Origin of the sequence: Nordella sp. HKS 07 (assembly GCF_011046735.1) — a bacterium.
In the GTDB taxonomy this organism is placed as follows: Bacteria; Pseudomonadota; Alphaproteobacteria; order Rhizobiales; family Aestuariivirgaceae; genus Taklimakanibacter.
Window position 1 is genome coordinate 2753468 of the sequence record NZ_CP049258.1, and the last position, 24749, is coordinate 2778216.

At 63.7% G+C, this 24749-nt stretch carries 24 protein-coding genes; 10 read left to right on the plus strand and 14 right to left on the minus strand.

Features of this window, described 5'->3' with window-relative positions; translation table 11 throughout:
- Position 1: 1 nt before the first annotated feature.
- On the minus strand, positions 2–1192 hold the full coding sequence (locus G5V57_RS13000; protein ID WP_165167915.1) for an aminotransferase class V-fold PLP-dependent enzyme: 1191 nt from the start codon (positions 1190–1192) through the stop codon (positions 2–4).
- Positions 1193–1375: 183 nt separating this feature from the next.
- On the opposite strand from G5V57_RS13000, the gene G5V57_RS13005 reads away from it, so the two are divergent.
- Both G5V57_RS13005 and G5V57_RS13010 read left to right on the plus strand, forming a co-directional pair.
- Positions 1376–2014 (plus strand): response regulator transcription factor, encoded by a 639-nt coding sequence (locus G5V57_RS13005; RefSeq protein WP_165167916.1) that lies wholly within the window; start codon positions 1376–1378, stop codon positions 2012–2014.
- A gap of 336 nt (positions 2015–2350) precedes the next feature.
- Entirely contained in the window at positions 2351–3328 is a 978-nt protein-coding gene (locus tag G5V57_RS13010; protein ID WP_165167917.1) for a CoA ester lyase, read from the plus strand.
- 137 nt (positions 3329–3465) lie between these two features.
- On the opposite strand, the gene G5V57_RS13015 is transcribed toward G5V57_RS13010, so the two are convergent.
- From G5V57_RS13015 to G5V57_RS13040, 6 genes are all read right to left on the minus strand, one after another.
- Positions 3466–4419 carry an NAD(P)-dependent oxidoreductase gene (locus tag G5V57_RS13015; protein WP_371744777.1) on the minus strand — a complete coding sequence of 318 codons (954 nt, stop codon included), beginning with the start codon at positions 4417–4419 and terminating at the stop codon, positions 3466–3468.
- A complete protein-coding gene (locus G5V57_RS13020; RefSeq protein ID WP_165167919.1) occupies positions 4391–5341 on the minus strand; it encodes an ABC transporter permease in 951 nt (316 codons plus the stop codon). Before G5V57_RS13020 ends, G5V57_RS13015 begins: the two co-directional genes overlap by 29 nt.
- Positions 5338–6279, minus strand: a complete 942-nt coding sequence (locus G5V57_RS13025; protein WP_165167920.1) for an ABC transporter permease — start codon at positions 6277–6279, stop codon at positions 5338–5340. Before G5V57_RS13025 ends, G5V57_RS13020 begins: the two co-directional genes overlap by 4 nt.
- Positions 6280–6469: 190 nt before the next feature.
- Entirely contained in the window at positions 6470–7927 is a 1458-nt protein-coding gene (locus G5V57_RS13030; RefSeq protein ID WP_165167921.1) for a sugar ABC transporter ATP-binding protein, read from the minus strand.
- A 125-nt stretch (positions 7928–8052) separates the two neighbouring features.
- Positions 8053–9063 carry an ABC transporter substrate-binding protein gene (locus tag G5V57_RS13035; protein ID WP_165167922.1) on the minus strand — a complete coding sequence of 337 codons (1011 nt, stop codon included), beginning with the start codon at positions 9061–9063 and terminating at the stop codon, positions 8053–8055.
- A 103-nt stretch (positions 9064–9166) separates the two neighbouring features.
- A complete protein-coding gene (locus tag G5V57_RS13040) occupies positions 9167–9952 on the minus strand; it encodes a FadR/GntR family transcriptional regulator (RefSeq protein WP_165167923.1) in 786 nt (261 codons plus the stop codon).
- 95 nt (positions 9953–10047) lie between these two features.
- Between G5V57_RS13040 and G5V57_RS13045 the strand changes: the two genes are divergently transcribed.
- Complete coding sequence (locus tag G5V57_RS13045; RefSeq protein ID WP_165167924.1) at positions 10048–10962, plus strand: 2-dehydro-3-deoxygalactonokinase; 915 nt, start codon at positions 10048–10050, stop codon at positions 10960–10962.
- A gap of 51 nt (positions 10963–11013) precedes the next feature.
- Here the strand turns inward: G5V57_RS13045 and G5V57_RS13050 are convergent, their stop codons facing one another.
- Positions 11014–11940 (minus strand): sugar kinase, encoded by a 927-nt coding sequence (locus G5V57_RS13050; RefSeq protein ID WP_165167925.1) that lies wholly within the window; start codon positions 11938–11940, stop codon positions 11014–11016.
- Between the two features lie 435 nt (positions 11941–12375).
- Here G5V57_RS13050 and G5V57_RS13055 point away from each other — a divergent pair, with 435 nt between their 5' ends.
- The 7 genes from G5V57_RS13055 (at position 12376) to G5V57_RS13085 (ending at position 19656) form a co-directional block, all read left to right on the plus strand.
- The gene (locus G5V57_RS13055) at positions 12376–13653 is read left to right on the plus strand and encodes an imelysin family protein (RefSeq protein ID WP_165167926.1); all 1278 of its coding nucleotides are present in this window, start codon (positions 12376–12378) and stop codon (positions 13651–13653) included.
- Positions 13654–13664: 11 nt separating this feature from the next.
- Entirely contained in the window at positions 13665–13937 is a 273-nt protein-coding gene (locus G5V57_RS13060; RefSeq protein WP_165167927.1) for a transposase, read from the plus strand.
- 269 nt (positions 13938–14206) lie between these two features.
- Complete coding sequence (bfr, locus tag G5V57_RS13065; RefSeq protein ID WP_165167928.1) at positions 14207–14692, plus strand: bacterioferritin; 486 nt, start codon at positions 14207–14209, stop codon at positions 14690–14692.
- A 63-nt stretch (positions 14693–14755) separates the two neighbouring features.
- Positions 14756–16210: a multicopper oxidase family protein gene (locus tag G5V57_RS13070; protein WP_165167929.1), complete on the plus strand. Its 1455-nt coding sequence runs from the start codon at positions 14756–14758 to the stop codon at positions 16208–16210.
- 101 nt (positions 16211–16311) lie between these two features.
- A complete protein-coding gene (locus G5V57_RS13075) occupies positions 16312–17526 on the plus strand; it encodes a di-heme oxidoredictase family protein (protein WP_165167930.1) in 1215 nt (404 codons plus the stop codon).
- Positions 17526–18545, plus strand: coding sequence for an imelysin family protein (locus tag G5V57_RS13080; protein WP_165167931.1), 1020 nt, complete (start codon positions 17526–17528; stop codon positions 18543–18545). The genes G5V57_RS13075 and G5V57_RS13080 overlap by 1 nt, the downstream gene beginning before the upstream one ends.
- Entirely contained in the window at positions 18535–19656 is a 1122-nt protein-coding gene (locus G5V57_RS13085; RefSeq protein WP_165167932.1) for a DUF1513 domain-containing protein, read from the plus strand. The genes G5V57_RS13080 and G5V57_RS13085 overlap by 11 nt, the downstream gene beginning before the upstream one ends.
- A gap of 172 nt (positions 19657–19828) precedes the next feature.
- On the opposite strand, the gene G5V57_RS13090 is transcribed toward G5V57_RS13085, so the two are convergent.
- From G5V57_RS13090 to G5V57_RS13115, 6 genes are all read right to left on the minus strand, one after another.
- Positions 19829–20869: a sulfate/molybdate ABC transporter ATP-binding protein gene (locus G5V57_RS13090; protein WP_165167933.1), complete on the minus strand. Its 1041-nt coding sequence runs from the start codon at positions 20867–20869 to the stop codon at positions 19829–19831.
- Positions 20866–21675: a sulfate ABC transporter permease subunit CysW gene (gene cysW, locus G5V57_RS13095; protein ID WP_165167934.1), complete on the minus strand. Its 810-nt coding sequence runs from the start codon at positions 21673–21675 to the stop codon at positions 20866–20868. The genes G5V57_RS13090 and cysW overlap by 4 nt, the downstream gene beginning before the upstream one ends.
- Before the next feature lie 5 nt (positions 21676–21680).
- Positions 21681–22451: a sulfate ABC transporter permease subunit CysT gene (cysT, locus tag G5V57_RS13100; protein ID WP_165174082.1), complete on the minus strand. Its 771-nt coding sequence runs from the start codon at positions 22449–22451 to the stop codon at positions 21681–21683.
- A 277-nt stretch (positions 22452–22728) separates the two neighbouring features.
- A complete protein-coding gene (locus tag G5V57_RS13105; protein ID WP_165167935.1) occupies positions 22729–23730 on the minus strand; it encodes a sulfate ABC transporter substrate-binding protein in 1002 nt (333 codons plus the stop codon).
- A gap of 122 nt (positions 23731–23852) precedes the next feature.
- On the minus strand, positions 23853–24041 hold the full coding sequence (locus G5V57_RS13110) for a hypothetical protein (RefSeq protein WP_165167936.1): 189 nt from the start codon (positions 24039–24041) through the stop codon (positions 23853–23855).
- A 124-nt stretch (positions 24042–24165) separates the two neighbouring features.
- Positions 24166–24615 carry an Rrf2 family transcriptional regulator gene (locus tag G5V57_RS13115; RefSeq protein WP_165167937.1) on the minus strand — a complete coding sequence of 150 codons (450 nt, stop codon included), beginning with the start codon at positions 24613–24615 and terminating at the stop codon, positions 24166–24168.
- Positions 24616–24749: the final 134 nt, after the last annotated feature.

A 24749-nucleotide genomic window follows, 5' to 3' on the forward strand; every position in this document is an offset into this window, starting at 1 on the left:
TTCAAGCTGCCTTGGCGAGTTGCGCCGGTTGCGTGTGGTGGAAATGCTCGATCGCCGCGGCGACGCCGCTGCCGACGGTGAAAGGCACACCTTGATCGCGCAGAGTGAGCTCGACGCCCGACAGCGCGGTCAACACCATGAGCTCGTTGAGATCGCCCAGATGCCCGATGCGGAAGACGCGGCCGGCAACCTTCGACAGGCCGACGCCGAGCGACAGGCCATAGGCCTGATAGGCATGACGCACGAAGACGTTGGAATCAAACCCGTCCGGCAGATGGATCGCGCTCACCGTGTCGGACTGCCAGCGCGGCTCGGCGGCGCAAAGCTTGAGGCCCCAGGCCGCTACCGCCTTGCGCACGCCTTCGGCGAGGCGGTGATGACGCGCGAAGACATGTTCGAGGCCTTCAGCGAAGAGAAGATCGAGCGAGGCCCGCAAGCCACGCAGCATATGCGTCGGCGGCGTATAGGGGAAATAGCCGTCCTTGTTGGCGCGCCCCATGTCGGCGAAGTCGAAATAAAAACGCCGCGATTGCGCGTTCCGGGCTTGCGCCAGCGCCTTCTGGCTGACGCAGAGAATGGCGAGCCCGGCCGGCAGCATGAATCCTTTCTGGGATCCTGATACCGCGACATCGACGCGCCACTCCTCCATGCGGAAATCGATGCTGGCGATCGAGCTCACGCCGTCGACGAAGAGAAGGGCCGGATGTTCGGCCTCATCGAGCGCCTTGCGCACACCGGCCACATCGCTGGTGACGCCGGTCGCGGTCTCGTTGTGGGTGACGAGCACCGCCTTGATCTTGTGGCCGCGGTCGGCCTTGAGGCGTTGGGCGAAGATGTCGACCGGCACGCCTTCGCCCCAGGGCGCATCGACCACATCGACCTCGAAGCCGAGACGGATGCACATGTCGATCCACAGATGCGAGAACTGCCCGAAGCGGGCGGCAAGGATCTTGTCGCCGGGCGACAGCGTGTTGGTCAGCGCCGCTTCCCAGCCGCCAGTGCCGGAAGAGGGGAAGAGGAAGGCCTGCCCGGTCCTGGATTTGAAAACCTTCTTCACATCCTCGAAGAGCGGCAGCGTGAAGTCCGGCAGGTCGGGCGCCCTCTGGTCCTCCATAGGGATATCCAGGGCGCGGCGCACGGCGTCCGGAATATTGGTGGGCCCTGGTATGAACAGGCCGCGGACACCTGGCATGGTTTCCTCCCTCGCTGGTGATTTGCTGGTGGGCATTATCTCACCGGGTAGGGTCGGGACCGCAACGTCCCAATCACCTGCCTTTGAATATCCATATGGGTAGGAAAGTTCCTATCCTTTAAGATGGTTTTATGGTATCGGTCTTTTCAGGATCCTACCCATTCGTATGGGTTTGAGGGTGATATGACAGATCAGGCACCGATCGACATCGCTCTGGGGGACGGCAATCCCCTGATGCTGGCCGCCCTTTCCGACTTCATCGACCGCGACAAGGACTTCAGCCTGGTGGCGACCGCCGCCACTGCCGAGGGTTTCCTCGCCGCGGTCACCCGCGTGCCGGTCCAGGTCGGCCTGATCGAGTGGACTCTGCCGGCGATGGGCGGCGAACGTTTGCTCGATACGCTGCGGCTCAGGCCGTCACCGCCGCGCATGATCGTCTATGGCGCGCCCGAGGAGCCCGAGATCCTGCGCCGCGCCATGGCGGCGGGCGCGGCCGGCTTCTCGCCACGCCATCAGTCGCCGGAGCAGCTTCTCGTGATGGCGCGCGCGGTGGCGAAAGGCCAGATGATGTTCCCGTTCCTCGATGTGCGCGAACTCACCCGCGATCCCGCCGGCGCCCTGACCGCGCGCGAGCGCATCTTGCTCGCCGCTCTGGCGCGCGGTCTCGACAACAAGTCACTGGCGCGCGAACTCGATATTTCGGTGAACACGGTGAAATTCCATCTGCGCAATCTCTATGAGAAGCTCAATCTGTCGAGCCGCGCCCAGGCCATCGCGTTTTATTATTCCTCCGGCGCGCATCGCGATGAAAACGGTCGCTGATGTTACCCTCGCCCTGCAAGCGAAGCGCAGCGGGGAGAGGGGAGGGGCCTGCCGCGCAGCGGCGGGAAGGGTGAGGGGCATCTGTATCAGCAAAGGTAAATTGTTGCCGGCTTTGCCTCGGACGGAGGTGTTGAGAACTGCGAGATCGCGTCACATTGGCCCCTCACCCTCCCATTGCTGCGCAATGGGTCCCTCCCTCTCCCCTCTGCGAGGGGCGAGGGTAAGATATTCATCCGCCAACGGATCATTTCACCGCTGCGACCGAATTGCCGCTTGACGCGGCGCCCGCTTCTCCTGTTGTCTCACTCCCCTGTCACGTCACCCGAGAGGTCTTCCATGAGCTTCCATACCGTCGAACAGGCGCCCGCAAGGCTTAACCGCAGCGAGCTCGCCGTCCCCGGCAGCCAGCCGCAGCTTTTTGAAAAGGCGGCTAAATCGGCCGCCGACGTGATCTTCCTCGATCTCGAGGACGCCGTCGCCCCGGACGACAAGGTCGAGGCGCGCAAGAACGTCATCAAGGCGATAAATGAAGTGGACTGGGGCACGAAGGCGCTCTCGGTCCGAATCAACGGTCTCGACACCCAATACATGTATCGTGATGTCGTCGACGTTCTCGAGCAGGCGGGCGACCGCCTCGATCTCATCATGATCCCCAAGGTCGGCACCGCCTCCGACGTCTATGCGCTGGACATGATGGTGACGCAGATCGAGACGGCCAAGGGACGCAAGAAGAAGATCGGTTTCGAGCTCATCATCGAAACGGCGCTCGGCATGCAGAATATCGAGAAGATTGCTCGCGCGAGCCGCCGCAACGAATCGCTGCATTTCGGCGTCGCCGACTATGCCGCCTCGACGCGCGCCCGCACCACCAATATCGGCGGCGCCAATCCGGACTATTCGATCCTGACGGACAAGCTCGAAGACGGTTCGCGCGCTACCCATTGGGGCGATATGTGGCATTATGCGCTGGCCCGCATGGTCGTGGCGGCGCGCGCCAACGGCCTGCGCCCGGTCGACGGACCCTTCGGCGATTTCTCGGATGGCGAGGGCTACAAGGCCGCCGCCCACCGCGCCGCGGTCCTGGGCTGCGAAGGCAAATGGGCCATCCACCCCTCGCAGGTGACGCTCGCCAATGAGGGGATGGGCCCGAGCGAGAAGGACGTCGCGCGTGCGAAGCGGATTCTCGTGGCCATGGATGAAGCGGCGAAAGCCGGCAAGGGTGCGGTCTCGCTCGACGGCCGCCTCATCGACTATGCCTCGATCCGCCAGGCCGAGGTGCTGGTCAAGAAGGCCGAACAGATCGCCAAGGGGTGAGGAATGCCCCACCCGGCGCTTCGCGCCACCCTCCCCACGCTACGCGTGAGGAGGGAGAAATCAGCGAAGAATCTCCCTCCTCGGAACGGGGAGGGTGGCGAGCGTAGCGAGCCGGGTGGGGAAAACCGCTACACCTTCTACAGTTTCACCCCATTCAGCTGGCACAGGAGATTGACCAGGCGCGGGACATATCTGTCGCCATAGCCGTGCGTCGCGCCCAGCACCAGTGTCTGATGCACCGCTTCCGCCACGAAGGAAGAGAGCGGCAACGACTGCGTCATGGTGGTGTAATAGCGCATGTCCTTGCGCGCATTGTCGATGGCGAATTTGGCGGCGGTGTCGTCGTCGCTGAGCGGCACCTTGATGATGCGCTCGAACATCACCGAGCGGGCGCCGCCCGCCATCGCGATGTCGTTGAGCGCCTTCATGTCGACCTTGGCCTTGAGGCCGGCGACGATTCCTTCCGCCACCACCGCCGCGGTGCCGATGGCGATGTAGTTGTTGATGAGCTTCAGCGTGTGGCCGGCGCCGACGCCGCCCGCATGGATGATCGTGTCGGCGAAGCATTCGATGATGGGCCGGATCTCGGCCAGCACCTTCTCGTCGCCGCCGGTCATCACACCGAGCTTGCCTTCCTCCGCCTCCTTGGGCGTGCGCACCAGCGGCGTATCGACGAAACGGGCACCCTTCGCCTCGATGGCGGCGGCCACTTTTAGCGTTGATTCGGGCTCCGCCGTCGAGCAGTCGGCGACGATCATGCCGGAGCGAAGCCCTTCGAGGAGGCCATCCTTGCTGAACAGCGTCTCTTCCACCTGCGGCGAGCCGGTGACGCACAGGATCACGACGTCGCTTTTTTCGGCGATCTCGCGCGGACTCCTGGCCTCCTTCGCCCCCTTGGCGACGAGATCGTCGATCGGCGCCCGGTTGCGATGGGCGAGAACGGTGAGCTCGTAGCCCTTGGTGACGATATTCTTGCCGATGCCGTGACCCATGAGGCCGGCGCCGATCAATCCGACTTTCTGCTTCGTCATGGCCGCTGTGCTCCTGTCGTATCGAGATGAGTTAGCGTTGCTGCCGGTCGCCGCCGGCAATGGTGATGACCGCGATGATGATGATACCCGTCATGATCAGGCGGATGCCGGCGCTGGCGCCGAATGTATTGAGCATCGTGTCGAGAAGATAGATGAAAAGTGCGGCCCCCCACACGCCCGGCACATTGGCGCGCCCGCCCGCTACCGACGTGCCGCCGATGACGACGACGGCGATCGAGGCGAGCAGGAAGCCTTCGCCCATATTGAGGGCGGCACCTCCGGAGAAACCGGACAGCACGATGCCGGTGACGCCGGCGAGCAGCGCGCTCAGCATATAGGTGGCGAAGCGGGTCAGGTCGACATTGAGCCCGGCGAGCCGCGCGGCGCGCGGATTCTGGCCGATGGCGAGCACAGTGCGCCCGTAAAGCGTGCGCCTCAGCACGATGGCGATGCCGATCGACAGGATAAGAACGAAGACCGCCAGAAGCGGCACGCCCATGACACGCGCGGTGGCGAAATCCGCCAGCATCGGCGGCGGCTTGATGCGGATGCCGCGGCCATAGGAGATCGCCGTCGACAGGATGAGGAAGCTCGAGGAGAGTGTGGCGATAATTGGCGGGATGCGCAGCAGCCGGATCAGCCCGTAGTTGAACAGGCCGACCAGGAAGCTCGCGCCCAGGGCGGCGAAGATGCCGATCAGCAGCCTGGCATTGTCGGTATCCATGATCTTCATCGCCACGACGCCGGAAAGCGTGATCGTCGCCGGGATGGAGAGATCGACATTGCCGGGGCCGGTGGTGATGACCATCATCTGGCCCAATCCGATGATGATGGTGAAGGTGGCGAAGGACAGGGCGGCGGTGAGGATCTCGCCCGCGCCCTGGCCGCGGGTGAAGGCGATGGTGGCGAGCCACACCGAGAGCATCGCGATAAAGGACCAGATCCAGGGCTGGCCGCGCAGCTTCGTCCAGATATCGGTCATCGCCGCGCCTCCCCGGTCGCGATGAGGGCGCGCAGCGCCAGCACGATGATCAGGATGGCACCTTGCGCGCCGATCTGCCAGTCGGGCGAGATACGCATGAAGATGAGGAACGAGCCGGCGAGCGCCAGCGTCAGGGCCCCGATCACCGCGCCGAAAGGCGATACGCGGCCACCGACGAATTCGCCGCCGCCCAGTATGACTCCGGCAATGGCATAGAGCGTATAACGGTCGGCGATATGCGCGTCGGCCGAGGTGGTGAGGCCGATGAGGGAGAGGCCGGACAAAACGCCGAAGAAGCCCGCCAGCGCATACATCGCCATCTTGGTCCTGAGCTCCGACCAGCCGGCGCGCGCCATGGCGCGCGGATTGCCGCCGGTGCCGCGCATGATGACGCCATAGGAGGAAGTCATGAGCCCGATATGGACGAGGGCGGCGATGAGCAGCGCGGCGACGATCGGGAACGGCACGAGGGGGATCTGCAGCGACATGATCGCCTTCAGCCAGTCGGGCGCCTTGCCGCCGGGCGAGGGCAGGATCAACACGGCGATGCCGAGCCAGATGAAGGAGGCGCCGAGTGTCACCACGATCGAGGGCAGGTTGCGCAGATAGATGAGGGCGGCCATGGCGGCATAGGCGGCGATGCAGAGCAAAAGCGCCAGGAGACCGAGGACCGGGCTGTCATGGAGAAGTGTCGCGCCGATGCAGCCGACGAGGCCGACAAAGGGGCCGATCGAGAGATCGAGATCGTTCACCGTGATGACGAACATCTGGGCGATGGTGGCGAGCGCGATCGGCACAGCATATTGCAGCATGAGGTTGAGGCCGAAATAGCTCATGGTGCGCGGCTGCGCATAGAAGGTGGCGGCGAGCACGAGGGCGAGCGAGGCCAGAGGCAGAAGCGCCCGCAGCGTCTGGCGGTTGAGCGCGAGCGTGGTCATTTCCCCTTCTCCCGCCTGCGGGAGAAGGTGGCGCGAAGCGCCGGATGAGGGTGTCCTTCGTATGGTGTCAGAGGATGTGTGATCGGCGCGAACACCCTCACCCGCCCTGTCGGGCCCCCTCTCCCGCAAGCGGGAGAGGGGGAAAGCTGGATAGAGCTCGCGCGAACACGGGGCATTGAAAGTGATTGCATCAGGCGCTCTCCGCGAAGGACGCGTTGAGCACCTTGTCTTCGCTGAGCTCATGGCCTTGCAATTCGGCGACGATGGCGCCGTTGCGGAAGATATAGGCGCGGTCGCAATGCTTGAGCTCGTCGATCTCGGTCGTATACCAGATGAAGCTGCGCCCCGCTGCCGCCTCCGCGCGGATCATCTCATAGACTTCGAGCTTGGTGCCGATATCGACGCCGCGCATCGGATCGTCCATCAGCACGATATCGGCATTGGAGCCGAGCGCCCGGGCAAATAGCGTCTTCTGCTGGTTGCCGCCCGACAACGTCAGGATGTTGTTGTTCATGTCGGGCGTGCGAATGCCGATGCGGTCCTTCCAGTCACGCGCCATGCCCTGCTCGCGCTCCGGCGTGATGAGCGGCCCGTGCTTGAGCTGCCTGAGCGCGCTCACCGTGACATTCTCGCCGATCGACCAGAGATTGAAGACGCCGTCCGACTGCCGGTCGCCGGCGATGAAGGCGGCGCGGCCGTCGACCCTGGTCGCCGCTTTGGCCTTGCGGGCGCCTTCGAAGATCTGGATCAGCATGCGCGTCTGGCCATGCCCGGCGAGACCGGCAAGCCCGACGATCTCGCCTTTGCGCACCGCGAGCCTGTCGGTGCGGGCGGCGGTCAGCGGCATCGCCTCGACGGCGAACGCACTTTCGACATGCCGGCGCGCCGTGGCATGGGCGCCGGGTTTCTCGGCGGTGGCGCCCATCGCCGCCACCAGCGACTGGCGGGTGAAATCCCTGGCCGGCTTTTCGGCAACCACCCTGCCGTCCTTCATCACCGCGATACGGTCGCAATGGTCGAGCACGTCGCCGAGCAGATGCGAGATGAGAATGGTGCTGACGCCGCGCGCGACTTCCTGGCGCATGAAGGTCAGAAGCTGCTTCGCCGTCACCGCGTCGAGCGAGGAGGTGGGCTCGTCCAGTATGACGACGCGCAAGGGCTCGTCGGTGACGGTGAAGGCACGCGCGATCTCGGCCATCTGGCGCTGGCCAATAGCGAGATCGCCTGCTTCCGCATCGACATCGATGTCGTGGCCGGGGAAGATCTCGTCGAGCTTGGCGTGGATCAGGCGGCGCGCTTTCGTCTTCCAGCCGAAACCCTTCAGCGCGCGATGCACAATGCGGACATTCTCGGCCAAGGTGAGATTGGGGCAGAGCGACAGCTCCTGGAACACGCAGCGTATGCCATGCGCGGAGGCATTGGCGGCGCTGTAATGCCCGCTCACATCCTCGCCCGCGATGAGGAGGCGTCCGCGATCGGCTTTGAGCGTGCCGGCCAGCACATGCATGAGCGTGCTCTTGCCGGCGCCATTGTGGCCCACGAGACCGAGGCATTCGCCGGGCGCCAGCACGAGATCGACGCCGGCCAAGGCCCGGACGGCGCCGAAGCTCTTGTCGATGGCGGTGAGGGCTACGGCAGGCTCAGACATCGTGAACATGCAGCATTTTTGCTCTGACCATAGAGCCCTCATCCGCCCTGTCGGGCACCTTCTCCCACGCTACGCGCGGGAGAAGGGGAAATGAGGTGAGGTCTGAGCCATTCACGCTGAGCGATCTACTTCCCGGTGACGACCTTCTCGGCGTCCGCCTTCGAATATTCGACATTGGCGACGCCGCCTTTTTCCGTCGTCTCGAGGCTCTTTTCGAGATCGGCCTGGTTGATCTGCAGGAAGGGCACCACCAGGTCCTTCGGCACTTCCTTGCCGTCGAGGATCATCTGCGCCACCCAGAAGGCGAGCGTCGATACGCCGGGCGCGATCGAGACCGACATGGTCTCATAGCCATTGGCGTCCTTCTGCTCCTTCCACCAGGCGAGCTCATCCTGCCGGTTGCCCATGATGATGAGCGGGGTCGGCCGGCCGGCCGCCTTGAAGGCCTGTGCGGCGCCATAGCCGTCGCCGCCTTGCGTCACCACCGCCTTCACTTCCGGTAGCGACGGCAGGATGCCGGCGACCGCCTTCTGCGCCACTTCCTGCGCCCAGTCGCCATGCACCGAGCCGACGACCTTGAACTGGCTGTGCTTGCCCACACCTTCCTCGATGCCCTTGTGGATCTCGTCGTCGACGAACACGCCGGCGAGGCCCCTGATCTCGAGCAGGTTGCCGCCGTCCTTCATCTTCTCGGCGAGATAGTCGAGCTGGACGGCGCCCATCTTCTTGAAGTCGACGGCGATGCGCCAAGCGCAGGGTTCGGTCACGATGCCGTCGAAGGAGACGACGGTGATGCCGGCATCGCAGGCCTGCTTGACGACGCCATTGAGCGCGTCGGGCGAGGCGGCGTTGATGACGATGGCGTTATAGCCTTGCAGAATGAGATTCTGGATCTGCGCCGCCTGCTCGGTCACCTGGTTTTCCGAGGTAGTGAAGGGATCGGCCGCCGCGACGATGCCGTCGGCCACCGCCTGCTTCGTCACCTTGTCCCAGCTCTTCAGCATCGATTGCCGCCAGGAATTGCCGGCATAATTGTTGGAGAGCGCTATCTTCTTGTCTTTGGTGTCGGCCGCTGCCGGCATGGCCAGAGCGAGGGTGGCGAGTGCGGCGGCAAGGATAAGCGAAGTCTTTCTCATGATGGACTCCTCCCAAAGGGTGCTTGTCGGATGCACGGCGTTCTTGTGGTGGATACCCCGCTAACATGTTAGCAAAGTCGCGCGGCGGCGCAACGGTCTTTCCTTACGCGGCGGCGGCGTTTCTGCCTCCTTTGCGGCTGCGCGCACGGGCGCCGGGACCGAGTTTGCCGCCCTCATCGATAGTCTTCTGGGTGCTCTGCAGCAGCCGGCGCACGGCGGCGCGGGCGCGCTCGGGCTTGCGGGCCCGGATCGCCTCGAGAATGGCCTCGTGCATCGGCAGCACTTTCACGCGGTTGCGCAAATGAGCCACCGTCACCGAGAAGAGATTGGCGAGCAGCGATTCGATGACGCGGCCGAAAGGTGGGATGAACTCATTGCCCGACGCGTTGAGCACCGCGAGATGGAATTTCACATCCGCCACATTCCACGCCGCTTCGTCGCCGACCGCCTCGGCCATCGCCTGGTAGGCGGCCTCGATCTCGGCGATCTGCACGGCCGTGCGATGGGTTGCCGCGAGTGCGGCCGCCTCGGGCTCGATCATCATGCGGATCTGCTGCACGTCAGTGGCGAAGCGCTGGAAATCAACGGTGGTGCAATACCAGCCCAGCACGTCGCGATCGAGCAGGTTCCAGACGCTGCGCGGCTCGACGCGCGAGCCGATCTTGGGGCGCGACTGGATCAGCCCCTTGGCCGACAGCATCTTCACCGCTTCCCTGACCGCGGTGCGGCTGACTTTGTAGATCTGGCCGCATTCGGCCTCATTGGGCAGAAGGGCGCCCGGCTTGTAGTCGCCCCTGACGATCCGCTGGCCCAGATCATGCGCCACTTTGTTATAGAGACTTTTGCGTCGCGCTCCTTTATCCGGCTGCTTGCGTTTCGTCCCCGCCATTATTTCCGTCCTCGACTTACCTGAAATTCGTCCGCAGCATAGAGCAGTTCAATCATCAGACAAATGAGATTATTCTGTATATCCAGGGTATCGAGATGACAGACCGGATCGCGATGATCGCCGTCGATTGGGGCACATCCAACCGGCGCGCCTGGGCGCTCGACAGCGACGGCCGCGTGCTGGCCGAAATGGGTGACGGCGAAGGCCTGCTCAAGGTGGATGCGGGCGGCTTCGCGCGCTCCTTCGCCGATTTTGCCGCCCCCTGGCTGACGGACGATCGCGTCGTGCCGGTGCTGATGTGCGGCATGGTCGGCAGCAAGATGGGCTGGGCCGAGGTGCCCTATATCGCCGCCCCCGCCGATCTCGCAAGCCTTTCGCGCAATCTTTACGCGATCGCGTTCGACGGTCCGGCGCGCATCGCCATCGTGCCGGGTGTCTCCTGCATCCATGACGGCGTGCCGGATGTGATGCGCGGCGAAGAGTGCCAGGTTCTCGCCGTCCTGACGCAGCGCCAGATGCGCGACGCCTGTCTTCTCCTCCCGGGCACGCATTCCAAATGGGTCCAGGTGAAGGACGGCAGGCTCGATAGCTTTCGAACCTATATGACGGGCGAGCTCTATAATGCGCTGACCTCAGGCGGCACGCTGGCGCAGCTCATGGAAAAAGGCGAGGCCGATCCCGAGGCGTTCCGCCGGGGACTGGCGCGGGCCCGCGAGCCGGGCTCGGGCGCCCTCCCGCATCTGCTCTTCGGCGTGCGCACGCTGGGTCTCTTCAATGCCCTGCCGCGCGCCGGACTCAGCTCCTATCTTTCGGGTCTTCTCATCGGTACCGAAATGCGCGATGCACTCGCCTGGTCGACGGCGAGGGCGGTGATCGCCGTCGGCTCGCCGAGGCTTCTCGAGAACTACCGGATCGCCGCCGGGGAATTCGGCCTCGCTTTCGAGGCACATGACAACAGCGCGCTATTGCCGCCGGCGCTGCACATGATCGCCCGCGATGCTGGTCTTTAGAAACTCTAAATTTAACGCGTGATCGGACGGAAGACCGGCGGCTATCCCGCGCTATGGCATGAGGTCGACCATCGCTTCGCGCGCGATGACGGCGCCCGGATACTGGATGACGCGGCTCGCCAGAAGATGCGCCTTGCGCACGCTGTCCTGGACCGAGGCGCCGGACAGCCGCGCTGCCAGATAGCCGGCATTGAAGCTGTCGCCGGCGCCGGTCGTGTCGCGCGGCTGGCTGATCCTGTCGAGCATGATGCTGCCCAGCTGCGTGTGAACCGGCCCGCCGCCGGTCTTGACCACGACCTCGCGGGGACCCAGCGCGGCAATCTCGCCAACCCAGTCTTCGGCGCTCTGCGTCTTGGCGAAGATCGCCTCGAGATCGTCGGATGAGGGAAGCACATGGCTCGCCGCCGCGATCGCTTCCCGCATCCATGTCGCGGCTTCGGTTCGGTCGGTCCACAGAAGCGGACGGTAATTCGTGTCGAAGACGGCGGGACGTCCCGCCGAGCTGACACGGCGCAACAACTCGATCAGCCGCCGGCGGCCGGCGGCACCCAGCACGGCGAGCGTGATGCCGCTGGTGAACACCGCATCACTTGCCGCGAGCCCTTCGGCGAGCTCAGGCTCCTCGAACAATTGCCGGACCGGTGCCTCACCGCGCCAGTAGCTGAAGGAGCGCTCCCCCTTGTCGTCGGTATCGATGATGTAGAGGCCGGGCCGGCGGCCGGGCACCCGCGCAATATGGCGGCAGTCGATGCCTTCATTCGCGAAACTCTCGATCATCCAATCGCTCAGCGGGTCATCGCCGAGCCGGGTCACATACTGCACGCGCGCCGTCTCAGGTCTGAGCAGCCGTGCCAGATAGACGGAGGTGTTGAGCGTGTCCCCGCCGATGCGGCGGTCATAGGTGAGCGGTCCGCTCAGGGATCGGGCCAGCTCGATCATCGGTTCGCCGATGGCGGCGAGGGTCAGGGGCTTTGTCATGGTGGCTTCTTATCCTGCGATCCCGAAAAGGGGATACCGATTTTCCGATTGAGCGGGCGCTAAACTCAAGATTTCGAACAGGTTTTTGCGTCGACGGCAACCGGTAGCCGATCTAGAACACTTCTAATCTATTGAACATGCTGAATTTTTTGCCGCGCCCCTGGAATCGCGATTGACAGAGGCGGCCTCCATCGAATAACTGACTAAATCAGTCGGATTATTTGGTTTCCAATGGTCTCGCCATGAGCGCCCAATTCTGTCCCGCGAGCTGTCCTTTGCAGCTCCTCAATCACGATGAGTTTGGATCGAAACGGTCCTATGCCGATACGCTGGTTCAAGCCGGCCAGAAGCTCTTGAGCGTTCCCACCGGCGCGGCCGCGGGGACACTCCATTGAGCCAACCATGCAGAGCGATCTCAGAAGGGGACTTACCATCATGAAACGGCATCTCCTGGCGTTCACCGCCGGCACGGTCCTGACGCTGGCCTCGGTCATCTCGATCGCGCGCGGCGCGGAAGTGACGGCGGATGCCGTTCTCAAGCACTATGGCGACGTCGCCGAGGCCATGTATACCGACGCCCATGCGGCTGCCGTCGATCTGGGCAAGGCGATCGACGCCCTGATCGCCAATCCGTCGGAAGAGACGCTGAAATCCGCGCGCGCCGCCTGGAAGGAAGCGCGTCCCTGGTATCAGCAGACCGAAGGCTATCGTTTCGGCAACAGCATCGTCGATGATTGGGAGGGCAAGGTGAATTCCTGGCCGCTCGACGAAGGCCTCATCGACTATACCGACAAGGGGACCTATGGCGAGACCTCCGACGAGAACCCGCTCTATGCCGCCAATGTCATCGCCAACACGTCCATCCGCATCGGCAATGACACCGTCGACACGACGAAGATCGATGCCGCTCTCCTGCAGAAGCTGCAAGGGGCGGGCGACAACGAGGCCAATGTGGCGACCGGCTATCATGCCATCGAGTTCCTGCTCTGGGGCCAGGATCTGAACGGCACCAAGGCCGGCGCCGGCAACCGCCCCGCCACCGACTACGACACCAGGAACTGCAGCAACGGCCATTGCGACCGGCGCGCCGCCTATCTCAAGGCCGCGAGCGATCTGCTTGCCGCCGATCTCGCCGAAATGGCCGCGAGCTGGAAGGCCGAGGGTGCCGCGCGCAAGGATCTTGCGGCCAAGGGCGCGGATGGCGGTCTGTCGACCATCCTCACCGGTCTCGGCAGTCTGTCTTATGGCGAACTCGCCGGCGAGCGCATGAAACTCGGCCTCATCCTGCATGATCCGGAAGAGGAGCATGACTGTTTCTCCGACAACACGCACAATTCGCATTATTTCGACCAGGCCGGCATGATCTCGATCTATGGCGGCACGCTCAAGCGCCGCGACGGCGCCAGCCTCGAAGGTCCGGGTCTTGCAGCACTTGCCGCGGGCAAGGCGCCCGCCGAGGCCAAGAAGCTCGATGGGCTGATGGCCGATGCCGAGAAGAAACTTGGTGCGATCCGCGACCGGGCGGAAAACGGCAAGGAGTCCTACGATCAGATGATCGGCCAGGACAATCCGGAAGGCAATGCGCTGATTCAGGCAGGGATCGACGCGCTCGTCGCGCAGACGCGCGGCATCGAAGCGGTGGTCGCCGCCCTCAATCTCAAGATCACGGTCGAGGGCTCCGACAGTCTCGACAATCCTTCCGCGGTGCAGTGAGGAACGCGCTCATGCTCAGATATAGACGACATGTCCAGTCCTTCACGCAAGCCGAGATCGCCGAGAAGCTCAAAGTGGCCGAGACACTGCGCGGCGAAGGCAAGCGGGTCTATGAAATCGCCCGTGTTCTCGGCGTCACCGACACGACCTATTACAACTGGCTGAAGCGGGCCGAGAAGCCCCGCTCGGGCGATGCGGAATTGCGCCGCCTGCGCCGCGAGAACGCGCAGCTGAAGCGGGCGGTGAAATCGCTGGCCGGTATCGCCGGAGCGGCACAGAGCTAACATCATGATCGTCTGCCAGTGCAACGTCATTACCTCGCGCCACATCAAGGAGGCCGTCAACCGCCTGATGGAGTTTGACGAGTTCCGCGTGGTGACTCCGGGCGCGGTCTTTCGCTGCTGCGGCCAGCGGCCGCAATGCGGCGGCTGCATGCCGCATCTGGTGCAGCATGTGGAAGCGGCAGTTCTCGAAGTGCGCGGTTCGCCGCCTTGCCAAATGGACCAATCTGCACCATTCTCCGCCGAAGAAGCTGAGTATGTGGAGAAGGCGGATGAAGGGTCACAAGAAGGTCATCGAGTATCTGAACAGGGGTCTGCGCAGCGAGCTGACCGCGGTGAGCCAGTATTGGGTTCATTTCCGGCTTCTGGAGGACTGGGGTTTCTCGAAGCTTGCCAAGAAGGAGCGCGAGGAATCGATCGAGGAGATGCATCATGCGGACAAGTTCATCGCCCGCATCGTGTTCCTCGAAGGACACCCGAATTTGCAGACACTCGATCCCTTGATGATCGGGCAGAATATTAAGGAAGTCCTGGAATGCGATCTGAAGGCCGAATACGGCGCGCGTGATCTTTATCGCGAAGCCTACACGGTCTGCCACGAGGCCGGGGATTTCGTTTCCATGGAGCTCTTCAAGGAGCTTCTCGCCGATGAGGAAGGCCATATCGATTTCATCGAAAGCGAGCTCAGCCTGCTCGAGAAGATCGGGCTCGAGAATTACGGCCAGCTCCAGGCCGATTCGAGCGACAAGAAAGAGTAGCGCGAAAGCCACGGACCACGTCTCCCTCCCCGCGCTTCGCACGGCGGAGGGAGGTTATCTCCCATGCTGACGCGCCGGGCCGTTCTCACCGCCGCTGCCGGGGGCCTTGCCGCCCCCGCTTTGCTGTCGCTGTCGCGTGCCGACACGGCGAAGCCGCTGCCCGAAGCGCCCCCACGCGTCGGCGCCTCCGCCACGCATGAGGTGACGCTCGAAGCCAAGGCACGCAGCGTCGAGTTGTTCGGCGCCGACGGACCCAAAAGCACGCTATGGACCTATGGCGATGAGCTCTTTCCCATACTGCGCGCGCGGCGCGGCGATCGTCTGCGCGCCACGCTCAGAAACAGCCTCGCCGAGCACACCTCCATTCACTGGCATGGCGTGCGCGTGCCCAATGCGATGGACGGCGTCCAGTATGTGACGCAGCAACCGGTGGAGCCGGGGAACAGCTTCGTCTATGATTTCCCGCTTCCCGATACCGGGACCTTCTTCTTTCATCCTCATTGCAACGAAACGGGACAGGTCGGCCATGGGCTGGTTGGCGTCCTCATCGTCGAGGGTGATGAAAGCCGGCCTTTCGACGACGAGCTGGTTCTCATCGCCAAGGACTGGCGCCTCGATGCCGATGGCAGCTTCCTACCCTTCACGACCGACAGCGGGGCGGCGCGCGCCGGCACGTTCGGCACGGTTCGTACCGTCAACGGCCAGCGCAGCCTCACGCGCAAGGTTCCAGCTTCCGCGGACATCCGCCTGCGCCTTCTCAATCTCGATTCGACCCGCATGATGGATGTGGGCGTGGAAGGGGCCGAAGCCCACATCATCGCCATCGATGGCAATCCGCTCCCCGCTTTGCCGCTCTGCAGCTGGCGCCTCGGCGCCGCCTCGCGCGTCGATCTGGTGCTGCGCACGCCCAAGGCCGGCGGCAAGGTGCTCATCCGCGACTATTTTCCGGCCGAGATCTTCGATCTGGCCGAGCTCGAGGTGGAAGGACCTGACCGCCAGGCCGGCGGCTTCGACCCGGCTCCGCTTTATGCCGCGCGCCTGCCCGAGGCCGATCTTTCGGCGGCAGAGCGGCAGGCCTATGTCTTCGGCGCGGCCTCCGATTCGATCGCCAGCTTCGTCGATACGCTCGACCCGAATGATCCTTTATCCAAGGTCATATTGGATGAATTGTGCACCGCCGAGCGTACCTTCTGGGCGATCAACAAACGGTCCTGGCCGAATGATGGACATCGCAAGCTGCCGCCGCCGCTGGCACGGCTTCAGGCGGGCAAGAGCTACCGGTTCATGCTGCAGAACGCGACGCCGCATCCGCATCCGATTCATCTGCATGGACATACATTCAAGGTGCTCTCGTCCTCCAGGCGCAACCTGCCTGTCCATTATGCCGACACAGTTCTGGTTCTCCCTAAGGAGCGCATCGAGATCGCCTTCGTTGCAACGCCCGGTAGGTGGATGTTCCACTGCCACATATTGGAACATCTGGAGACCGGCATGATGGGTTATTTCGCGAACACATGACGGCGTTCCGCACGGCCTGCGCCACCTTTCTCTGTCTCACCGCCAGCTCTCTCGCGCAAGATCACGGTGAGTTTGGATCGAATCGATCCAAACTCACAAACGTGATCGATTCCATTAATTTAGCGCGGGATTCTGGCGAAAAACCGGTATCCACTTTTTCGCATCCCGCGCCCGAGGAGCTCGATTCGGCGGTAGGCAAGGCTTTGTTCGAGCGTCGCTGGGTGCAGGCGCCGGCCTCCACCAATACCGCCGACGGGCTGGGCCCGCTCTTCAATGCCGGCGCTTGCGCCTCCTGCCACAAGAACGGCAATGGCGCGCGCTTCTCGATGATCGATGGCGTGCTCGGTGTGGCCGGCTTCGTCGTGCGGCTCGGCGACGCGCAAGGCCATGCCGATCCGTTTCTCGGCCGCCAGCTGCAGGAACATGCCATACCGGGTCTGGCGCCTGAGGCGCGCATTGACCCCTATCTCGAGCAAAGCCCGAACGGCCTGCCGCTGATGCGCGCCAGGATCACCTTTAACGACGCCAAGCCAGCGCCCGAGACCCGCACCGAGTTCCGCGTCGCGCCGTCTCTCATCGGCCGCGGCCTCATCGCCCGCGTGGCCGAGGCCGAGATCCTCAAGCAGGCCGAAAGCGAGGATCGCAATGGCGACGGTATCACCGGCCGCGCCCGCATCGTGTCGACACCGGAAGGCTCGCGCATCGGCCGCTTCGGCCTCAAGGCGACGGGGGTGAGCCTCGCCGACCAGACCGCCGACGCCATGATGCTCGATATGGGGCTGTCTTCGCCATTCCAGCCTTTCCCTTATGGCGACTGCACCAAGGCCGAGATCAAATGCCTCGCCAACGCCAATGGCCGCAGCCCGGAAACTGACGGTGAGGAAATTTCGAAGCAAATGGTCGACATGGTCGCGGCCTATGTCGCAGCACTCGCGCCGCGCCCGGTTCCCGCCAATCCCGAAGGCGCGCGTCTTCTTGCCGCAACGGGCTGCGCGGCCTGCCACACCGAAAGCCTCAAATCGGAGAGCGGCGACGCTTTGCCGGTCTTCACCGATCTCCTCTTGCATGATATGGGCGATGGTCTGGCGGGCGGCTTCCCCGATGGCTTTGCCTCGGCGAATGAATGGCGCACCGCTCCCTTGATCGATCTGGCGTCGCGCAACGGCAAGCGGCGCTATCTGCATGATGGGCGTGCCGCCACCCTCGATGAAGCCATACGCTGGCATGGTGGCGAGGCCGCGAAAGCGAAGGACCTTTATATGAATCTGTCCGCGTCGGACCGCGCCAAACTGATCGACTATCTGGGATCGCTGTGATGCGGCTTTCCCGGCGGCTGTTCCTCTGTCTGGCGCTGATCGCAGCGGCGACGCCGGCGCATGCTGTCGAGGATGTGCTGAGCCGGCTGGTCGAGCGCTTCATCATTCCGCATTATCAAGCGCTCGCCTTGACCGCCGACGCGCAGGAGAAGGCCTGGTCGGATTTCTGCGCCAAGCCCGATCCGGAAGGGTTCAAGCTCTTGAAGCGCGCTTATCTCTCCACCGCCGATTCCTGGTCGCAGATCGAGTTCCTGCGCTATGGACCGGTCAGCGAGGAGTTCCGCGCCGAGCGCCTGTCCTATTGGCCCGAGCGCAAGAACGCCACCGCCAAGGGCCTGGCGCTGCTCCTGGAAAAGGACGGCGTCGCCGATCTGACACCTGAGCTCTTCGTCAAGAACAGCGTCGCGGCGCAAGGCCTGCCGGCCCTCGAACGTCTGCTCTTCGACGTCAATGCCGAAACCGAAATGCTGAGCGGTGAGCGCCGCGCCCGGCGCTGCGCGGTCGGCCAGGCGATTGCCTGGAACATCGTGATGATCGCGCATGATGTGCGCCTCGGCTGGACCAATGAGCTGGAGGACCAGCTCGCCGAGAAAGCCGTGGCCAAGGAGGCGACGCAGCGCATCGCCACCGATTTCCTCGCTTCCTTCGGCTATATGAGGGACGCGAAATTGCGCGCCGTGCTCGGCAAGGACGCCGGCTCGGCGCGCCCGCAATTGGCCGAGGGCTGGCGCAGCACCCGCTCGAAGCGCGCCTTGACGCTCAATCTCGAAGCGCTTCTCGATGTGAGCAAGATCATCATGGCGGAGAAGGAAGGCGACACGATATCGACCATAGCGACGGCCGCGAGCTTTGCCGATAACCTGCCCGAGGATTTCGGCAAGGCGGTCGTCGATGCCAAGGCGCGCCAGCAATTCTACTTGGTGCTCGATGCGATTGCCGCGGCGCGCGACAAGGCGCATGACGAGATTCCGGCCTTGCTCGGCGTTACCGTGGGGTTCAACAGCCGCGATGGTGATTGATCGACGCGACATTCTGCGTGGGATGGCGGCGGCGCTCGCGGCGAGCGTCATGCCCGGCGCAAGCCTGGCGGCGCGCGCCAGGGTCCCGCTTTACGTGTCCTGCCGCATGGACGCGGAGGGCAAAGCTTCGGCGGTGATGTTCGCGCTCGACGGCGAAGAGATCTTCTCGACCCTGCTGCCGTCGCGCGGCCACGACGCGACCGCACGTCCCGCCACATCGCAGATCGTGGTCTTCGCCCGACGGCCCGGAAACTGGTTCGCCGTCATCGATGCCACCCGCAAGAGCGAGACGCAAACCGTCCTCGCCGCCACGGACCGGCATTTCTACGGCCATGGCGCCTTCACGCCCGACGGCCGCCTGCTCTATGCGACGGAAAACAATGCGCGCACCGGCGACGGTGTGCTCGGCATCTATGATGCGACGGACTCATTCCGTCGCATCGGCGAGGTTTCCTCGCGCGGCGTCGGTCCGCATGATCTGGCCTTCCTGCCGGACGGCGCGACGCTGGTCGTCGCCAATGGCGGCCTGCGCACCTTGCCCGAAACCGGCCGCGAGGTGCTCAATCCCGGCGACATCCAGCCCAATATCGCGCTCATCGAGGCGGCGCATGACCGCACTTTGGCGGTGCTGCAGCTCGACCAGCCTTACCGCGCTTTGTCCATCCGCCACATGGCGGTGGCGCAGGATCGCACGGTGGCCTTCGGCTGCCAGTATCAGGGCAATCCCAACGATCTGCCGCCGCTCGTCGGCACGGTGAGCCCGGACGGCAAGATCGCTCTTCTGGAAATGCCGGAAGTCGAGCTCATGGGCATGTCGAACTATGTCGGCTCCATCGCGCTCGACAAGAGCGAGGACATGATCGCCGCGACGAGCCCGCAGGGCGGCGCCGTCGCTCTATGGAACCGGCGCAACGGCGAGTTCCTGGGGAGCGAGCGGATGAGCGATGTCTGCGGCGTCGCCGCTCTTCCCGATCATCGCCAGTTCCTGCTTACGTCCGGCAATGATGGCGTGCGCACCTATGTCGAAGGCGCCGAGACGCTGACGCGCATCGCCGCCGACAGGCTGCAGAAATGGATCTGGGACAATCACCTGCTGCCGATCAATCTGTGAAGCGTTTTCGCCGGACGCTCTCATAGAAGGGGTCCGCGCGCTCTAACTCACACCCTCATGCTTGGGTGCTTCGCCGAAGGCGAAGCCTCCACCAGGATAGAGTGAGAATGCCGCAGGAGACCCTTCGAGGGCCGCTTCGCGGCCACCTCAGGGTAAGGGTAGTACGCATGCTCTAGTACATATGCCCCTTCAGCGCCGACAGCCGCACCGGTGCGCCGATCTCTATCCCGGCGCGGGTCAGCCGGTGCGCCGGCATCTCGATCTCGACCGGCTTGTCGATCGTGTTGATCTCGACATCGACCCGGGCCATCGGCCCTACCACCGACAGGAAGCGCACCGTGCCCACGCCCGCCGCATCCTTGACGATGTCGATGTCATGCGGACGCACATAGATGTTCTCGGCGCCGACGGAGGAAGGCCGCACCGTGATGGCGTCGAGATCGATGGCCGGATGCGTCATCCGGCCGTCCGCCCAGGTGAGGGGAATGCGGTTGGCGCTGCCGAGGAATTCGCACACGAAGGGATTGGCCGGGTTCTCGTAGATCTCGCGCGGCTTGCCGATCTGCTCGATGCGGCCCTGGCTCATCACCACCACCCGGTCGGCGATCTCCATCGCTTCTTCCTGGTCGTGGGTGACGAAGATCGAGGTCATACCGGTCTCTTCGTTGAGGCGGCGCAGCCAGCGCCTGAGCTCCTTGCGCACCTTGGCGTCGAGCGCGCCGAAGGGTTCGTCGAGAAGGAGCACGATCGGCTCGATGGCGAGGGCGCGGGCGAGCGCCACACGCTGGCGCTGGCCGCCCGACAGTTCGGAGGGATAGCGATTGATCAGCCTGCCGATCTGCACGAGATCAAGCAGCTCCTGAACGCGCTTGGCGATTTCGGCGGTGGACGGCCGCACGTTGCGCGCCCTGACGGTGAGCCCGAAGGCGACATTGTCGAACACGGTCATATGGCGGAACAGGGCATAATGCTGGAACACGAAGCCGACGCCGCGCTCGCGCGCATCGACGCGCAGCACGCTCTTGCCTTCAATCCTTACGTCGCCGGCATCCGGCCATTCGAGCCCGGCGATGATGCGCAAGAGCGTCGTCTTGCCGGAACCCGAGGGGCCGAGCAGCGCCAGGAGCTCGCCGCGATTGACCGACAGGCTGACGCTCTTCAAGGCGACGAAGCTGTCGAACCCCTTGCTGATGTCGATGGCATCGATGCTCATGCGTGTCCCTTCTTCCTTTCGAGCAGGCTTTGCGCGGCCAGCGTCACGAAGGCGAGCAGCGCCAGCAGCGAGGCGACGGCAAAGGCGGCCGTGAAGTTGTACTCATTATAGAGGATTTCGACATGGAGCGGCATCGTGTTCGTCCTGCCGCGGATATGCCCCGAAACGACCGAGACGGCGCCGAACTCGCCCATGGCGCGGGCATTGCAGAGAAGCACGCCATAGAGGAGGCCCCATTTGATATTGGGCAGCGTCACCCGGAAGAAGGTCTGCAGGCCTGAGGCGCCAAGCGACACGGCGGCTTCCTCGTCCTCGGTGCCTTGCTCCTGCATCAGGGGGATGAGCTCGCGCGCCACGAAGGGAAAGGTCACGAACATGGTGGCGAGCACGATGCCCGGCAGCGCGAAAATGATCTTGATGCCGGAGCCCTGGAGCGCCGGGCCAAGCCACCCCTGCAGACCGAAGAGGAGAACGAAGACGAGGCCCGCGATCACCGGCGAGACCGAGAAAGGCAGATCGATCAGCGTGAGCAGGAAGCTCTTGCCCTTGAATTCGTATTTGGCGATCGCCCAGGCGGCCATGACGCCGAAGACGAGATTGACCGCGACCGAGATGAGCGCGGTGATCAAGGTGAGGCGGATGGCCGAGAGCGTCATCTTGTCGATGAGCGCCAGGACATATTCATCCCAGCCTTTCGACAAGGCTTGCGCAAAAACGGTGACGAGCGGCAGGCCGATCAGGAGCGCCATCACCAGGAAGGCGAGCGTGATCAGCAGGATGCGGAAGAAGAGCGGGTCGCGGTTCATGAGGCTCAGGCGGCTCCCTGACGTTTGCGGCCCCAGGCCTGCAGCACATTGATGAGGAAGAGCAGAGCGAGGGAGGCGATGAGCATCGCCACCGCGATGGCGGTCGCCTGCTCATACTCGAATTCCTCGAGCTTGATGACGATGAGCAGCGGCGCGATCTCCGACACCATCGGCAGGTTGCCGGCGATGAAGATCACCGAACCATATTCGCCGACGGCGCGCGCGAAGGCGAGCGCGAAGCCGGTGAGGAGGGCGGGCAGAATGCTGGGCAGGATGACGCGCCGGAAAATGGCGAGGCGCGTGGCACCCAGGCAGGAGGCGGCCTCTTCCGTCGCCTTGTCGATGTCGGCGAGCACCGGCTCGACGGTGCGCACCACGAAAGGCAGGCCGATGAAGATGAGGGCGACGAGAATGCCGAGCGGCGTGAAGGCGATCTTGATGCCGGCGAGACCGAAGAGCGAGCCCAACGCGCCATTCGGCGCATAGAGGTTGGTGAGCGCGATGCCGGCGACGGCGGTCGGCAAGGCGAAGGGGATGTCGACCATGGCGCTGAGGATGCGGCGCAGCGGAAAGTCGTAACGCACCAGGACCCAGGCGATGAGGAGCCCGATCACCACATTGATCGCCGCCGCGATGAGAGACAGGCCGAAGCTGAGCTTGAGCGAGGCGAGCACGCGCGCCGTGAGGATCGTGTCGAAGAAGCCCGAGAAGCCGAGAGTGGCCGCCTTCAGCACGAGCCCTGAGAGCGGGATCAGCACGATCAGGCTGAGCCACATCAAAGTAAGACCGAGCGTGATTCCGAAGCCTGGGACCACGCTCGGCTTTCGCCACAGTCTGGGGAGAGGGGTCACTGTGGGATAAGACCTAGAGAGAAGACGGGAGGGGAAGAATTACCCTCGCCCCCTTCGGGAGCGAGGGAGGGTGAGGGGGGAAGGGCGGTCAGCTTCCGGAGCTTCCCTCGGAAGCCGTTCCATTTGTTCCCTCTCACCCCAGTCCTCTCCCCCGCGGGGGGAGAGGGTGTCTCGGCATCCTCAGGGCCAGTCATGCCACGCCTCAATTGCTGGGCTTGTAGATCTGGTCGAACACGCCGCCATCGGCGAAGTGCTTCTCCTGCGCCGCCTTCCAGCCGCCGAACTCGTCGTCGATGGTGAAGAGCGATATCTTCGGGAAGGCGTCCTTGTATTTCGCCTCGACCGCCGCATCGCGCGGCCGGTAGGAGTTCTTCGCGACGATCTCCTGGGCTTCAGGCGAATAGAGGAAGTTCAGATAGGCTTCGGCCTGCTTGCGCGTGCCCTTCTGGTCGACCACCGCATCGACGACCGCCACCGGCGGCTCGGCCAGGATGCTCTCGCTCGGCACCACGATCTCGAATTTGTCGGTGCCGAATTCCTTGAGCGCCAGGAAGGCTTCGTTTTCCCAGGCGAGCAGAACGTCGCCGATGCCGCGTTCGACGAAGGTCACGGTCGAGCCGCGCGCACCCGTGTCGAGCACCGGCACATTACGGTAGAGGTCGGCGACGAAATTGCGCGCCGCGGTCTCGTCCTTGTTGTTCTTGTGCAGCGCATAGCCCCAGGCGGCCAGGTAGTTCCAGCGCGCACCACCCGACGTCTTCGGATTGGGCGTGATCACCTGCACGCCCTGCTTCGTCAGATCGGACCAGTCCTTGATGCCCTTGGGATTGCCCTTGCGCACCAGGAAGACGATGGTCGAGGTGTAAGGCGCGCTGTTATTGGCGAGCCGCTTCTGCCAGTCCGCCGCGATCAGTCCCTTCTTGGCGATCGCGTCGATGTCATAGGCGAGCGCCAGCGTCACCACATCGGCTTCGAGGCCGTCGATGACAGCGCGCGCCTGTTTGCCGGAACCGCCATGCGATTGCTGGATGGTGATCGTTTCGCCGGTCTTGGCCTGCCACTGCTTGGCGAAGGCCTCGTTCAGCTCCTGATAGAGCTCGCGGGTCGGGTCATAGGAGACATTGAGGAGTTCGGTGTCGGCCCGGGCGGCTGTGGTGAACAGCGCCGAGACTGCGGCTAATGCGAGGAAACTGCGTCGAAACATGAGCTTACTCCGTGAATGAGTTAGTCAAAGCTTCGCCGGTCCCGGCGTAGAGATTTCACGCCTTGAGCGGCAACGTTCAGGAGATTTGAATGTTCCGGGACGACTGGGCGCCCGGTCGAAAATCAGCCTCTACAGCTGCGGACGGGAAACAGTGCGTCACGCGGGGCGGCAGGGTCGTCCATCAGTCGGTCGAATTGGAGCTCGAAGCTCGAGGCGGCGCCGAAATTGTCCGGCGGGGCGGCGGGGATACCGGCCTCGCTGCCCGAGATCTTCTTCCGCCAGAACGGCAGGAAAGATTTAAGTGAGGCCATCGGATTTCTCCTGAGCGGCTAGAACACGAGAAACTCTACTGGCTTTATAGGGTTAGTCAAGCAATAATCTGCTAACCAAATTTTACTGAGTTATATCAATGTTTTGGGGGGGATGACCCGAATATCACGCCATTTGCGGCAAGGATTCCAGGTCGATGGCGCGTCCGGCGGCGGCATCGGCGATGGTGGTGCGCTCCAGCACTAGCCGGGTCGGCTCGATGACGCGGGCGAAGACCTTGCGTATCTCGCAGGTGTACTCGTCCTTGCAGTCCTCGCAGCGCGCATAGGCGATGATGCTGAGACAGGGCAGCGGCGCGATCGGCCCGTCGATGGTGCGCAGGACCTGCGCGAAAGTGATCTCGGAAGCGGGCTTCAGCAGCGCGTAGCCGCCGCGATTGCCACGCCGGCTCTGCACCATGCCCTGGTTTTTGAGGCGCAGCAAAATCTGTTCCAGAAACTTCTTCGGAATCTTCTCGGCCGCGGCGATGTCGGACGTCTGCGCGGCACTTCCTGGCGCGATGCGCGACAGCGCGATGAGGGCGCGCAGCGCATATTTGGCTTGGCGTGAGATCATGACACTTCCTAGAGCATTTTGCGTCTGGAGCAAACCCGCCAAAGTTGAAGACTTTGGCGATAAGGATTTGCTCCAGAATATTGATTGGCGCGAATCCTTTCGGCGAAGTGAGCCACTTCGCCGGGATGCGCGCG

Bases quoted from the DNA above. Each gene is read 5' to 3' on its own strand.
- G5V57_RS13070 (WP_165167929.1), top strand. From the start codon at position 14,756: ATGCTGACGCGCCGGGCCGTTCTCACCGCCGCTGCCGGGGGCCTTGCC.
- G5V57_RS13115 (WP_165167937.1), bottom strand. From the start codon at position 24,615: ATGATCTCACGCCAAGCCAAATATGCGCTGCGCGCCCTCATCGCGCTG.
- G5V57_RS13060 (WP_165167927.1), top strand. From the start codon at position 13,665: ATGCTCAGATATAGACGACATGTCCAGTCCTTCACGCAAGCCGAGATC.
- G5V57_RS13055 (WP_165167926.1), top strand. From the start codon at position 12,376: ATGAAACGGCATCTCCTGGCGTTCACCGCCGGCACGGTCCTGACGCTG.
- G5V57_RS13045 (WP_165167924.1), top strand. From the start codon at position 10,048: ATGACAGACCGGATCGCGATGATCGCCGTCGATTGGGGCACATCCAAC.
- G5V57_RS13020 (WP_165167919.1), bottom strand. From the start codon at position 5,341: ATGACCGATATCTGGACGAAGCTGCGCGGCCAGCCCTGGATCTGGTCC.
- G5V57_RS13110 (WP_165167936.1), bottom strand. From the start codon at position 24,041: ATGGCCTCACTTAAATCTTTCCTGCCGTTCTGGCGGAAGAAGATCTCG.
- G5V57_RS13080 (WP_165167931.1), top strand. From the start codon at position 17,526: ATGCGGCTTTCCCGGCGGCTGTTCCTCTGTCTGGCGCTGATCGCAGCG.
- G5V57_RS13025 (WP_165167920.1), bottom strand. From the start codon at position 6,279: ATGACCACGCTCGCGCTCAACCGCCAGACGCTGCGGGCGCTTCTGCCT.
- G5V57_RS13035 (WP_165167922.1), bottom strand. From the start codon at position 9,063: ATGAGAAAGACTTCGCTTATCCTTGCCGCCGCACTCGCCACCCTCGCT.
- cysT (WP_165174082.1), bottom strand. From the start codon at position 22,451: ATGTGGCTCAGCCTGATCGTGCTGATCCCGCTCTCAGGGCTCGTGCTG.
- G5V57_RS13010 (WP_165167917.1), top strand. From the start codon at position 2,351: ATGAGCTTCCATACCGTCGAACAGGCGCCCGCAAGGCTTAACCGCAGC.
- G5V57_RS13105 (WP_165167935.1), bottom strand. From the start codon at position 23,730: ATGTTTCGACGCAGTTTCCTCGCATTAGCCGCAGTCTCGGCGCTGTTC.
- G5V57_RS13030 (WP_165167921.1), bottom strand. From the start codon at position 7,927: ATGTCTGAGCCTGCCGTAGCCCTCACCGCCATCGACAAGAGCTTCGGC.
- G5V57_RS13040 (WP_165167923.1), bottom strand. From the start codon at position 9,952: ATGGCGGGGACGAAACGCAAGCAGCCGGATAAAGGAGCGCGACGCAAA.
- G5V57_RS13085 (WP_165167932.1), top strand. From the start codon at position 18,535: ATGGTGATTGATCGACGCGACATTCTGCGTGGGATGGCGGCGGCGCTC.
- cysW (WP_165167934.1), bottom strand. From the start codon at position 21,675: ATGAACCGCGACCCGCTCTTCTTCCGCATCCTGCTGATCACGCTCGCC.
- G5V57_RS13090 (WP_165167933.1), bottom strand. From the start codon at position 20,869: ATGAGCATCGATGCCATCGACATCAGCAAGGGGTTCGACAGCTTCGTC.
- G5V57_RS13005 (WP_165167916.1), top strand. From the start codon at position 1,376: ATGACAGATCAGGCACCGATCGACATCGCTCTGGGGGACGGCAATCCC.
- bfr (WP_165167928.1), top strand. From the start codon at position 14,207: ATGAAGGGTCACAAGAAGGTCATCGAGTATCTGAACAGGGGTCTGCGC.
- G5V57_RS13000 (WP_165167915.1), bottom strand. From the start codon at position 1,192: ATGCCAGGTGTCCGCGGCCTGTTCATACCAGGGCCCACCAATATTCCG.
- G5V57_RS13050 (WP_165167925.1), bottom strand. From the start codon at position 11,940: ATGACAAAGCCCCTGACCCTCGCCGCCATCGGCGAACCGATGATCGAG.